Source organism: Gimesia sp., from assembly GCF_048260065.1.
Taxonomy (GTDB): Bacteria; Planctomycetota; Planctomycetia; order Planctomycetales; family Planctomycetaceae; genus Gimesia.
Map to the genome: position 1 here is coordinate 519,610 of NZ_JBLXHC010000002.1, position 12,873 is coordinate 532,482.

At 49.6% G+C, this 12,873-nt stretch carries 8 protein-coding genes; 4 read left to right on the forward strand and 4 right to left on the reverse strand.

Going from position 1 to position 12,873, the window contains the following annotated elements:
• Positions 1-31 precede the first annotated feature (31 nt).
• From pepT to ACN0YN_RS05110, 4 genes are all read left to right on the forward strand, one after another.
• Entirely contained in the window at positions 32-1,264 is a 1,233-nt protein-coding gene (pepT, locus tag ACN0YN_RS05095; protein ID WP_417383908.1) for a peptidase T, read from the forward strand.
• 435 nt (positions 1,265-1,699) lie between these two features.
• Positions 1,700-3,370 carry a S41 family peptidase gene (locus tag ACN0YN_RS05100; RefSeq protein ID WP_417383909.1) on the forward strand — a complete coding sequence of 557 codons (1,671 nt, stop codon included), beginning with the start codon at positions 1,700-1,702 and terminating at the stop codon, positions 3,368-3,370.
• Positions 3,367-4,266, forward strand: a complete 900-nt coding sequence (locus ACN0YN_RS05105) for a hypothetical protein (protein ID WP_417383910.1) — start codon at positions 3,367-3,369, stop codon at positions 4,264-4,266. The genes ACN0YN_RS05100 and ACN0YN_RS05105 overlap by 4 nt, the downstream gene beginning before the upstream one ends.
• Positions 4,267-4,597: 331 nt before the next feature.
• Positions 4,598-8,956, forward strand: a complete 4,359-nt coding sequence (locus tag ACN0YN_RS05110) for a serine/threonine protein kinase (protein WP_417383911.1) — start codon at positions 4,598-4,600, stop codon at positions 8,954-8,956.
• Positions 8,957-8,979: 23 nt separating this feature from the next.
• On the opposite strand, the gene ACN0YN_RS05115 is transcribed toward ACN0YN_RS05110, so the two are convergent.
• The 4 genes from ACN0YN_RS05115 to ACN0YN_RS05130 form a co-directional block, all read right to left on the reverse strand.
• Complete coding sequence (locus ACN0YN_RS05115) at positions 8,980-10,695, reverse strand: ATP-binding protein (RefSeq protein WP_417383912.1); 1,716 nt, start codon at positions 10,693-10,695, stop codon at positions 8,980-8,982.
• Between the two features lie 389 nt (positions 10,696-11,084).
• Positions 11,085-11,444 (reverse strand): hypothetical protein, encoded by a 360-nt coding sequence (locus ACN0YN_RS05120; RefSeq protein WP_417383913.1) that lies wholly within the window; start codon positions 11,442-11,444, stop codon positions 11,085-11,087.
• Between the two features lie 283 nt (positions 11,445-11,727).
• Positions 11,728-12,114 carry a hypothetical protein gene (locus tag ACN0YN_RS05125; RefSeq protein WP_417383914.1) on the reverse strand — a complete coding sequence of 129 codons (387 nt, stop codon included), beginning with the start codon at positions 12,112-12,114 and terminating at the stop codon, positions 11,728-11,730.
• A gap of 116 nt (positions 12,115-12,230) precedes the next feature.
• Complete coding sequence (locus ACN0YN_RS05130; RefSeq protein WP_417383915.1) at positions 12,231-12,842, reverse strand: superoxide dismutase; 612 nt, start codon at positions 12,840-12,842, stop codon at positions 12,231-12,233.
• Positions 12,843-12,873 lie beyond the last annotated feature (31 nt).

A 12,873-nucleotide genomic window follows, 5' to 3' on the forward strand; every position in this document is an offset into this window, starting at 1 on the left:
CGTTTACTTTAAGAATAGAAAACCAATTCCCATGGATACATTGCTAGACCGTTTTTTACGTTATGTCAGAATCGATACCCAGTCAGATGAGACCAGTCCTACTTTTCCGAGTACAAAAAAACAACTGGTTCTGAGCCGGATGCTGTTTGAAGAGTGCGAGCAACTGGGACTGGAAGATGTCACCATCAGTGAATACGGAATTGTGATGGCCACAATTCCCTCCACCGTGGAAGCAGATGTTCCCGCGATCGGTTGGGTGGCACACGTAGATACCTCCCCTGAATTTTCCGGCACGAACGTCAAACCAATCGTGCATGAAAATTATAACGGCGAAGACCTGGTCCTGCCCGGTGATCCGTCACGAGTGTTGCGGGTCAGCGAAGAACCTCGTCTGAAGCAGATGCAGGGGAAAACGGTGATTACCACCGATGGGACAACGCTCCTGGGTGCAGACGACAAGTCAGGCGTGGCTGTGATGATGTCTGCCGCAGCGCAACTAATGGACGATTCTTCCATCAAACACGGCCCCATTCGACTCTGTTTTACCTGCGATGAAGAAATCGGTCGCGGTATCGAAAAGCTGGATCTGAATGCATTTGGGGTCTGTTGTGCATACACGCTCGACAGTGATGGCAGTGGACGTATTGATTCCGAAACATTTTCCGCAGATCAGGCCGTGATTACCGTCAAAGGCGTGAATACTCATCCTTCTGTCGGGAAAGGGGTGATGGTCAATGCCAATCGCATTTTGTGCGAATTAATCGCCCAGTTACCGACAGAAACGTTAAGTCCCGAGACCACTGAGGGGCGAGAGGGATTTATTCATCCCTATCATATTGAAGGCAGCGTTTCCGAGGCATCAGCCCGATTGATCTTACGTGATTTTGAAACAGAAAAACTGGCGGAATATGCCAGTCTTCTGGAATCACTGGCTGAACCACTTCGTCAGAAATATCCCAGATCAGAGATCAACATAAACATTCATAAACAATATCGAAACATGCGTGATGGACTGCCCAAAGAACCGCGTGCTCTGGAGAAGGCGATTGAAGCAACGCGGGCTGCCGGTCTTGAACCTAATCTGAATGTAATCCGCGGTGGGACGGACGGCAGTCTGCTGACCGAAAAAGGATTGCCTACCCCGAATCTCTCCAGTGGGCAGCATAATCCGCATTCACCGCTGGAGTGGACCACGGTAGAGGAAATGCAGCAGGCCGTGGATGTCCTCGTGCAACTGGCAATTCTCTGGGGGGAAGAGGGTTGAGTTTCCAACTGACGAGTTGAATGAATCCGGGATCCTCTTCACATTTTTCCTGATGTTGCTTCCTCTGGTTCGGGTTATGCTGGTTGTCGGAGTTGGCGAAACTGGATAAACCTTCTGGTTCCAGCTGCGCGTGTTGTAATAACGAGTTAAGACAACGGCTCTTCCTCCTGCCGTATTTTGTCTGATCCTGTTTTCAAACGGTCATTTAAAAATGAATCGGTTGCGCAGGTCGTAGTGCATCTTCACGAAAACGATTGTTTGACCATCGAATTTTTGTGGCTTATGTTAAACATATCGGCAAGATACTTGTTTAAATAAACGCTGTGCATTCTTTGTGCAGCGCGAACCGGCGACTTTTACCTGCCTGCTTTCGATGAGCCCTGCTTGTGGCGGCCTTCAGCAACAGGATAAAACGTCGGTTATAGAGGGGGAACCATGTTTTCTACTACCAAGACGCGACTTCTTAAGAGATTACAATCGAGTCATTTGTGGGTTTATTTACTGGGTTGTCTGCTGGCTGCAGGAGCTGATTTTGCTGCCGCTGATCCTGGTGAACTTCCTATTGTAATTCCCGTCACTCAAACCCAGGCGATTGCCAAAGGGGAAGAGTTTGAACGGAATCGTCAATGGATCAAGGCGATTGAACATTATGAAGAGGCCTTGAAGGAGTGGCCTGAGAACGACAACATCAAATACGGTTTGCGTCGAGCAAAAATTCACTTTGGCATCGACCGTCGTTACGCAGATGACAGCTTTTCAAAAGTGCTGCTGAATCAATCACGAAGAGAAGCATTTATACTGTTCGATGAAATTCTATCTAAAATTCAGTCGCACTTCGTCGACCCGCTGAGTACGACTTCCTTCGTGGCTCATGGTACAGAAAGTCTGTATCTGGCTTTAGCCAATGATCAGTTCATTAAAGCTCATCTGAAGGGAGTGCCGCCAGAGAAGGTTCGCACGGTCCGCCGGATTCTGAGAGAAAATTACTGGAATAAATCTGTTTCCAGTCATCACGGGGCACACCAGTTGATTATTGAAGTCTGCACGATGTCTTATCAGCACCTGGGGCTGCGGGATACTGCTGTGATTTCAGAATACATGTTCGGAGGCTGCAATGCCCTGGATGACTACAGTAGCTTTCTGACCCCGGAACGTCTGGGTGACCTCTACGATAATATTGAAGGTGAATTTGTCGGCATCGGGATCGAAATGAAAGCCGAAGTCGGTGAAGGCATGCTGCTGATCAATGTTTTGCCAGACAGTCCTGCTGAAGCAGCCGGGGTCCTGTCTGGAGATCATATCGTAGCCATCGATCAGAATGACTGTCGAAACATGACAACCGATCAGGCTGCGAATCTGCTGCGGGGAACTTCAGGCAGCCAGGTTATTCTGGAACTGGAAAGCCCCGGCAGTGACCGGACGCGTACCGCACGGGTCACACGTAAAGCAGTCCAGGTGAAAAGCTTTCCGATCGTCAAAATGCTCGATCAGGAAAATGGAATTGCCTACATCAAAATGACCGGTTTTCAGAAGACCTCTGCAGCTGAACTGGATGCTGCCCTGCATAAACTTCACGGCGAAGGGATGCGGGCACTGATCTGGGATGTGCGTGGTAATCCCGGTGGATTACTGTCTGCCGCCGTTGAAGTGCTGGATCGTTTCCTGGAAGAAGGAAAGCTTGTCTCCACGAAAGGTCGTGTATCTGATCAGAACTGGAGTTACACCGCGCATCGTCCCGGTACCTGGAAAATTCCGATGGTATTACTGGTCGATGAAAACAGTGCCAGTGCCAGTGAAATTGTAGCGGGAGCGTTGACCGATCATCGTCGTGCGACCGTTGTGGGACGAAAAACCTATGGAAAATGGTCTGTGCAGAGTATTTTCCCGATCCGTGGTTCGACTGGTTTACGTCTGACAACTGCCAAATTCTATTCGCCTCAAGGTAACACTTATGGTAAGATCGGGATCAAACCGACGATCACGGTTGAAAAAGATGAACTGCAGACAGCCATGTATGGCGCGTCGAGAGAACAGAAGCTCGCTGCAGATTCTGATATCAAACGTGGCTTACAAATCCTGCAAAGGCAATATGCAGTAACACCATGATGGATGAACGTGCCGCCTGGCTCACACAGGGAAAAGGAACAACCCCCGAACTGCGGTGGTCATTCTCAACAGAAGCTCCTTTACTTGCGCTGGATCTGGCACGGGAAACCGGAGAAATACTGGCCGCCGATATTTCGGGCGGCCTTTATTTATTGGATCGGCAGGGACAGTTTCTGCACTTGAACCGTGGTATCAGGGATGTACAACTGGTCCACTGGAGTGATCGTGGCAAACTGGGGGCTGCCATCTACTCAGACAATAATATCTGCTGTTTTGATCGCGATCTGAATGTCTTATGGGCGATCTCTTTTTCAGTGGAATGTCTGGCGATTACCATGGATGCCTACGGAGACTATCTGGCCGTCAGTCTGGCCAGTGGTAAAACCATCCTGATCGACTCTCAGAAAAAGAAAGTCGCCAGTTTTGAAACGATGCGTCCGTTGAGTTATCTCGAGTTTCAGGTGACTGAGCCCAGGTTGATCGGGGCTGCGGAAAATGGCTTCCTCTGTTGTCATGATCTCGAGGGAAATTGTCTCTGGACCGAGAAGCACTGGTCCAATTGTGGGGGGATTTCCATTTCAGGAGATGGACAGCGGCTCTATCTGGCTGGATTCAACTATGGAATCTTAATTTTTGATCATGATGGTGAATCAGCGGGGACGCTGGTTTTTGAAGGGACGCCTAAAGTCCTGGCCTGTGATTTCTCGGGGAATCGGATCGTTGCCGCCACGATTGAACAGGAGCTGTACTGGTTAAATCAGGAGGGAAAGCTGATTTGGGGAGGGCTCATCCCGGATGAGGCGATTGAAGTGGCCTGTGATCCGTTTGGTCAATGGTGTGTTTGTGGTTTGAAATCGGGGCTCGTACAGTGCCTGGACTGGAGTGATTCGATTTAAGCAGATTTCCGCTTCCCGGGCACCTGCTGTTGTGATGTGCAGTCCCCATTTTATTGTAGAGTTCGGTTGAAAAGAACGAGGGTCTATTTTGACTCTCCCCCGCCAGGAGCTTATGATATATGTTCTTCTGTCATTCGGGTTTAGACTGTGTCCAGTTTTACTGTAGCGTCACTTTGTCCATTTGGACCGGGTATCATGTTTTGAGCGACTCTATGGTAAAAAGTGATGTGCTCTAGGTGGTTCCAAATCAATTCTTAACTATTTCTAAAAGCGTTCGACTTACGTAAGGCGTTTTTTGAATCCGTCGATTCAGACATTTCTGGGGCAGGCAATGGCCAAGCAGAATGAAAATACACCTGAGAAAAAAAAACGCCAGTCCGCGCGCGTACCCAAACTGGATTCGCTGGGCAAATACAAAATTGAAAAAGAGATCGGTGCCGGTGGAATGGGAGCTGTCTTTCTGGCCCGAGATACCACGCTGAATCGACTGGCTGCGTTAAAGATTCTCCCCCGTGATAAAGCCGAAAACCCTGTTCTGGTGAAACGGTTCAAAGCCGAAGGTCAGGCAGCCGCCCATCTCCGCCATGAGAATATTGTTTCGGTTTATGATGCCGGCGAAGAAGATGGGTATCTTTATATCGCGCTGGAATATGTTGAGGGAACAGATCTTCATAACCTGATCAACAAACGAAATCGGATCCCCGTCCGCCGCTCGCTGGAGATCATCACTCAGGTAACAGAGGCTCTGTCACATGCGTATCAGCAGGGAATCGTCCATCGTGACATCAAACCTGCCAATATTCTGATTCGCACGGACGGCGTTGTTAAGTTGACAGACCTGGGGTTGGCACGTTCCATCGATGACAACACAGAGACGAGCATCACCCGGGCCGGGACAACCGTTGGAACCGTTGACTATATGGCTCCAGAACAGGCCCGTGACAGTAAAGCTGCTGACATCCGTAGCGATATCTATTCACTTGGTTGCACGTGGTATCATATGCTGACGGGCCGGGCCCCCTTCTCTGAAGGTAGTCTGACCAATAAGCTGGCTGCACATGCCACGTCTCCCCCACCCGACCCGCGGGAACTCAATGAGCGTGTGCCGGAAGGAATGGTCGCCATCATTCATCGCATGATGGCCAAGCCGCAGGCAGATCGCTACCAGACACCGGCTGAACTTCTGGAAGACTTAAAGAACTCGAATCTGAAACGCTCAAATCTAGGCAATGATGTTCTGGAAGCATTGGCAAATGATGAGTCGGATGGAGAGCAGCCTACTCTTGAATCTGATCAACTTCCGGCTGCAGACAGTAGTGATTTCCTGATCAATCAGTTCATACCCGACTACAGCAGTCAGGCTGATGATGAGTATGAGGATGACAGCGAGACGCATAATCGGCTCAGTACCAGTTTTGACCTGCAGCAGCTGGCGGGCGAAGTCGAAGTTGAATTCGAATCAGATGTGACAGTACCGGGGCTGAATCGACCTGCCAAACCGGCCAAACCAGCAAAAAGTAATAAACAGGTCGAACGCAGACGCTCTTCTGCGAAACGTCAGGAGCCACAAGAGGAAGAGGAAGGTTCCGTGATTTCTGATTCTGCGATGAAAACGCGTCAGGCTGCGCGTTCATCGAAGCAGGAATCCCCTTCCTCCTCGACACCACGCAAGGGGACCAGACCTGTTGCTCGAGAAAAACAGATACCGGATAAAACGGGATCGCGCAAAAGTCAGGGATCTGCGACACGTCCCCCGAAAAGATCCTCGAAAACACAAAATGTCACTTCAGTGGATGAGCCTGCCACGGGTGATCAGATTGCCGTCGATTACAAACAGATTATCATGCTGGCGGGGGGAGTGTTGCTGTTGATTCTCCTGATCTGGTGGGGCATCAATGCACTAAGCTCATCAGGGGACGGACTTCAACAGGGGCCTGTCAGTAATCCATTTGTCACTGCGGAACAGAGTCAGCAGGGGAATTCACAAAATGCTGCCGATCAGCCAGGGAATACAGCTGACGGCGAAGAACCGGTTGAAGACTCTTCTCAAGCAGACGTTGCTGTGACGGAAGTAAAATCGGAAACAGATCCATCAAAACAAAAAGCAGGATCGGCAGAGTCCTTCAAAAACATGTCTGTTCGTGGGCAGGAAAAGAAGCATTTGCCTGACTGGGGACCTGGGTTTGCTGCTCTCTCAGGGCCAAATGCAGGGAAACAGGTCCAGCATCTACCTGTTTTGAAAGTGGCACGGGGGAAAAACGAAGCCGGAGTCTGGGATAGTTTGAACAACGCCTTGAAAGAGGTGACGTCCAGAGGCGCCGTAATCCGATTGTATGGTTCTGGTCCGTTTATGCTGAATTCACATCGGTTACGGGATATTTCTCAATTAATCATCATGGCAGATTCTGACCAGAAGCCGACGATTCTGCTCCAGGCGAAAAATGAAAACGAAAAGCAGAGCGAAGTGAACCTGTTTTCGTTTTCATCCGGTTTACTGCGATTTCAGGGGGTCCACCTGCTCTGTGATGTCTCCGGTCTTTCCGGTTCCGGGGTTTGTAATGTCCTGGAACTCAATCAGAGTGATCTCACATTTCAGGACAGTTCTTTTTCGCTGACCGGAACTACAGATCGAACGCTGAGACTGATCAACTCCAAAGGGGTACCACGTACAACGACGAATCGACCTGAAGGTGAATCCCGAATTTTGCTGGAAAACTCTGTGATCATGGGGCAGAAACTCGAAGCGGTTCGCGTGGATCAGATCTACGCGGATGTTTTGATCTCGAACTGCTTTCTCTCATGCAAGGGGGCAGCTTGTCTGGAACTGGAAAGTCTGGATCTGGCGCTGACACCTGGTCTGATATTGCAGGAGCGTAAGGTTCCCCGCACCGCCAGGATTTTTTCCAGTACCCTGCTCTCTGACCAGACTATATTCGCGTTGACTGGTCCACAGGAAAAGAAAAAACAGGTAACGTCTGATCAAGCAGAACCTGCCAGTGGCCAAACTGATATTGTTGTAATCAATTCGGTTTTGATCGGGAGCCGAAGTAATAAACAGGCAACAATGATGACGCTCAATAACTGGCCTCAGGATAAGCTGAGAAGTCAGAGCACAAGTCGATTTGGTGAGATCAAAGTACAGCTGGAAAATGCTTTGCTCTGGGGGTGGCCTTCGTATCTTCGTTCGACCGAACAGGGGAATTCGCAAAATGTATTTCAAATCGATTCTCAGCGTACCTGGCAGCAAAGCTGGGGAAGCCCTGTGGCGGCCGACATGTTTCAGCCTGAGCTACCTGCAGAAATTGATGAATTACTGACACCGTCTTTTGTGAAGCCCTTGCTGGATTTTTCAAAACAGAAAAGTGTCTACGCCATCTCAACGGACGGTGTGATTGCTGGTTGCGATCCTGCCAGGCTTGTCTCACTGACACAAAGCCAGCAGAGGCGGATCAAGGCTGTACTGAGTAAGCCTGACATCGAGCAGGAAATACAGAGTCAGTTCGCCAAAGCAAAAGCCGTGACGTTCGATATGACCAAAGGAAATCTCAGTGATTTTCTCAACAGTTCGGCGATTACCGGACCCACGCGGGTGAATGTCAGTGGTCAGGGAATCTGTTATATGTCACCTGTGACGCTGGAGAATAAACAGATTCATCTGGCATTTCAGCACAGCAAAGCAGAGAGTCCTCAAGTTGTTGAATTGAAATTACTCCCCTCTGCTGCAAAGTCACGGGCGAAATCGGGGATAGAGGCTTTCTTCGATTTAAAAAATACAACCATGGAAATATCGGGAGGGGCGTTTCGTGTTTCCCCGGATCGAAAAGGGGTTGTGCCACGACATTTTGTGGTCTGTCGAAACAGTCGCCTGGGACTGGATCAATGTGCTCTGGCTGCCCTGTTGTTGAATGATAACCGGTTTCAGTCCGCAATTTATGTTGAAAACGATTCCAATGGAAAACCAAGTCAGATTCAGATCGATCACTCATTTCTGACGACTTCAGGCAGGATCATTCAATCCGAAGCCAGTCAGCTGGATCTGGATATCCGTAACAGCCTGTTTCTCAGTCAGCAGGATATCTTTGCTCTTTCGGCTAAACCAGGTGGATCGGATGGAATTCGTGTTTCGTTGAGTCAAAGTACCTTTGCTCCGCAGGGTTCTGTTTTCGCGATTAAATCGGAATCTGCAAGCAGCAACTCGGGGCAATCTGCTATTCAGGTGATCGCTGAAGAATCATTGTTTCTGCCTGCTCCGGCTGGCTCTAATGTACGTTCTGATTTTTCCAACACAGCGTCGCTGATTTCGGCTCCTCAATCCTCGTCTGGGAGTGGGGCAATCGAGTGGTGGGGGAATTCGAACGGTTATATGGTCGAGCGATTCAATGCGATCGATCGGGCAACCGGTAGCTCTTCCGGGGCTGGAAATGATTTCTCTGCAGATATGAAGAATCTTTTCGGTGCAGACGCAGATCAGAATGAGTTGTCAATGCGCGGCGGGGTCATTTTGCAGGATCAGAAACTGCCCCCCATCGTCAAATTGCAGCCTGTTCATTTTCAACTCCTGCCCACATGCAAGGCGGCGACCTGGTCTGAATTGAAGCAGCCAGTGGGCGCTGATCCGACTGTGCTACAGAAGATCATTGAAGGCAAGCAGAGCCAGGATAAATCAGGGCGCCTCAAACGGGCATTCTGAGAGCGATCTGAAATTGTGACTGATCAGTTAGCAGCGGGAGGGTGATCTTCATCCAGTCGTGGAACAGACAGCGTGAAACGCGAACCTTTCCCGGCTTCACTTTCAATGCTGATTTCTCCGCCGTGTTCTCTGATGATCTTCTGGCTGACTGCGAGGCCGATTCCGGTTCCCCGGGCTCCCTTGGTTGATTCGAACAGATTGAATATTTTGTTGATCTGATCCTGGGGAATCCCTGGCCCGTTATCAGAGACCATGATCAGGATCTGATCCGCTTTACGCAGATAGGTGGTTTCAAGCAGGACCATGCCGTTCTCAGAGCCTTCAACCGCGTCGATGGCATTGATGACGATATTTAAAATGGCCCGATGAATTCCTTCGTGATCGTAAACGGATTCCGGCAGATCTTGAGACAGTTCACATTTGAGCTGCACACCACATTCCTCGGCACGTGCCTGCATCAGTTCAAACACGTCATTGACCGGGGTGTTAATAGAACCAGGTTCGAGGGCCGGCTTGCGCTCGGTGCTGAACGTGAGCATGTCCATCACCAGGTGATAGATTTTGTTCTGATTCTTCTCGACAATGTTCCAGCCTTTGCGAACCAGATCTTCCTCGGATTTATTGAGACCCATGTCGATCAGATAGCTGCCGCCGCGAACTCCCTGCAGAATGTTTTTGATATGATGGCTCAAGGTGGCGATCGTCTGTCCCATTGCCGCAAAACGTTCTGCCTTCAACATGGCATTCTGGAAGCGGTAGTTTTCGATAGCCAATGCAGACTGTCTTCCGATAGCCACCAGCAGTCGCAGATGCTCTTCGCTGAATTTTTCGACGGCACCATTTTTCAACAGCATTTCGGGATGTGAAGTCGTCGTATCAACATAGATGACCCCCATCAGTTCATGGCGTCCCTGCATCGGAACGCACATCGCTTCGCGAATACCAGCCTGGAGAATGCTGCGTCCCCCTTCAAACCGCTGATCGCGTTGTGCATCGGAGGTGCGCACACCCTGTTTTTTATTCAGTACATAATCCACAATGCTGTGCGACACAGGCATGCGCGGACCTGATTTTTTTTCTTCACGGCTGCTGTAGATCTGGGGCAGGATTTCACCAGTATGCGGATCGGTAATCAGCATGCAGCCCCGGTCTGCACCGACCGTGTTGATCGTCAGATCGAGAATTCGTTTCAGCAGCTCTTCCTGAGAAATAGTCGGACTGACGGAGGCCTCGGCGACCCGATACAGGGCCTGCAGATCGTTTTGAATTTCGTGTTGTTGTATGACACCGGATACATCGGCCGTGTCGAGAACAACCGAGTCAAACCGGTGGTTGACTTCATGAGTGATACTGGATGGGTTTGAATCCTCGTTACTGATCAGGTCAATTCGCTCGGCCATATAACGGGAATCTTCATCCAGTGACTGACTGGAGAAAAGCAGCAGACTGCGACCAATCTGAATGTGGTCGCCATTATTCAGTTTAGCTGACTGGATCTGGGTTCCATTGACCATCGTCCCGTTCGAACTGTTCTGGTCTGTAATGATATAGGAGCCATTTTTAAATGAGATCAGTGCATGCTGGCGCGAAGCTTCGGTGTCCAGAATGCGGATTTCATTGCGGACTCCCCGCCCTACTCCGGCTGGTTCCGTGCCAAGCTTAAAGCGAGTCCCCAGATCGACACCCTGAATCACCAGTAACGTCGCTTTGGCTACATCATTTCCAGATAACCGTTTCATATCGTTGTTTCCCAGTCAAAGACTGGATCCCCCCTCTAAAAAGAGGGCTTCTCTGTCTGCTGAATTCTCATGCGCCTGCCGAAGCTGATTCCTATTTATACAGATTACCTGACTGTAATGCTTCTGAGTTCATACGAAAAACAACAGTTTAACGTGAATTACGAATTCAGGATCTACAGTTGGGTAACGCCTTCAGAAAGCGATCAGATGTTGTATCTCAAGCAACTGGCGCTCGACTCATAGGGAGAGTCGCGAACCCTGATGCACTGGGGGTAATGCAATCCATCTGTGGAAGCATTAACCTTGCATAGAATCATACCGCAGGCAGGAGTCCTGTTCAAATCCCATCTGAGGATTCAGGGTTGATCACGCTGAAGAAATACACGGGCTCAATCGTTTGCAGGAGATTGCTGCAGCAGGCTTTCGATTGAGTCGATCAGTTCCGCGTACTGAAAAGGCTGCATCAGGAAGCGGGTCGATTGACTGGAACTGGTGCTTTTGGGTTTTCTGACTGAACCTATGACAACTTTCGGAACTTTGTTCCAACCGGGCTGTGATGTGGTGGGCTCGTTCAGGTCGTCATCATGGACAACAACAATGCTGGGGATTTCACAGGTGGAATTCAGGTCATTCGCATTCCGCTGGCGTACCCGGTCAACACTGCATCCCCGGGGTTCCAGAATCGCCTTGAGGACCTCTTCTGTTTCATTTAAGCCGTCAAAAACAACAACACGCTGACCGTTTACCACTGTTTGGGTTCCTTCCCATGTGCACTATATCCTATGAAGATCTGCACGCAGTTCAATCTTCATTCTGGCAGAGGGGGAAGATAGCTCGTTGTAATATTTGTGTCAAAATCAGAAACTGGAGCAGCATTTCAGTTTTTTGAAATATGTAAACTTTACAATGCGATGCTCAGTCTGTGTCCAGATTTACTATCGCGTCTCCAGGTCTATTGGGACCGAGTATCATCGATTGAGGGACGCTCAGGTTAAATGCGATGCGTTCTGGAAAGTGGTCGGCAACTGAGAGTTACCAGTTACCAGGGGCTGGGAAATTCTCGTTAAAGATTGGTTCCTGATTGATGTAATCATCGGCCCGTTTCAGGCTGTCCAGTTGCAGCTGTTTCCGTTCGTTGCTTAGATCCTCATCTGAGATACGTTCTTTGATTTCAGCCAGTGGAGCAACGTATTTCGGTTGTTTAACCTTCACATCGGTAGGGTAAAAGACGCCGGGATCCTTGATTTTCTGCTGAGTGGAAGCATCTGCCAGAGAGGCATAAGCAGTTTCAGGATAAATCCGCTGGTGATAAGTGCTGCTGAAGCCAGCGGGCTGATGATAATCGGGGATGGTCTGACAGCCAGTCTGGGCACAGGCTAGAATAGCCAGCATGACCAATAAACAGCTGCGATTTGACATAAAAGCTTCTCCCGATATAAAAAGCGGCCTTCAAAATATGAAGACCGCTTTTGTTTTATCGGTAGATAAGCCGTTTGATGTCGAATGAAATTTCAGCAAAAACGGCTTTCCGCTGATTAACCTTTTGCTGCTGCATAGCGCTTGGCAACTTCATCCCAGTTGATGACGTTGAAGAATGCAGAGATGTAGTCAGGACGCTTGTTCTGGTAGTTTAGGTAGTATGCGTGTTCCCAGACGTCGAGTCCCAGAATCGGAGTGTGTCCTTCGGACAGCGGGGTGTCCTGATTGGGAGTGCTTTCCACAACCAGTTTTCCGCCATCTACGGATAACCAGGCCCAGCCACTTCCAAATCGGGTGGCAGCGGCGTTGGAAAACTGTTCTTTGAAAGCGTCAAAGCTGCCGAAAGTTGCATCGATATCAGCAGCGAGATCTCCGCTGGGGGCACCGCCACCGCTGGGGGACATGATCGTCCAGAACAGGCTGTGGTTAGCGTGTCCGCCGCCATTGTTGCGGATTGCACCACGAATATCTTCAGGGACGGCACTCAGGTCACTCATCAGGTCTTCGATTGACTTGGCAGCCAGATCGCTATGTCCTTCCAGAGCAGCATTGGCTTTGGAAATATAGGCCTGGTGGTGCTTAGTATGATGAATTTCCATTGTCTTGGCGTCAATGTGTGGTTCCAGCGCGTCATAAGCATAGGGTAGATCGGGAAGCGAATAAGACATTCGGGTACTCCTTTGTGTTTCCGTGGAATGA

Excerpts from the sequence above, each read along its gene's own strand:
- pepT (WP_417383908.1), top strand. The coding sequence starts at position 32 with ATGGATACATTGCTAGACCGTTTTTTACGTTATGTCAGAATCGATACC.
- ACN0YN_RS05100 (WP_417383909.1), top strand. The coding sequence starts at position 1,700 with ATGTTTTCTACTACCAAGACGCGACTTCTTAAGAGATTACAATCGAGT.
- ACN0YN_RS05105 (WP_417383910.1), top strand. The coding sequence starts at position 3,367 with ATGATGGATGAACGTGCCGCCTGGCTCACACAGGGAAAAGGAACAACC.
- ACN0YN_RS05110 (WP_417383911.1), top strand. The coding sequence starts at position 4,598 with ATGGCCAAGCAGAATGAAAATACACCTGAGAAAAAAAAACGCCAGTCC.
- ACN0YN_RS05115 (WP_417383912.1), bottom strand. The coding sequence starts at position 10,695 with ATGAAACGGTTATCTGGAAATGATGTAGCCAAAGCGACGTTACTGGTG.
- ACN0YN_RS05125 (WP_417383914.1), bottom strand. The coding sequence starts at position 12,114 with ATGTCAAATCGCAGCTGTTTATTGGTCATGCTGGCTATTCTAGCCTGT.
- ACN0YN_RS05130 (WP_417383915.1), bottom strand. The coding sequence starts at position 12,842 with ATGTCTTATTCGCTTCCCGATCTACCCTATGCTTATGACGCGCTGGAA.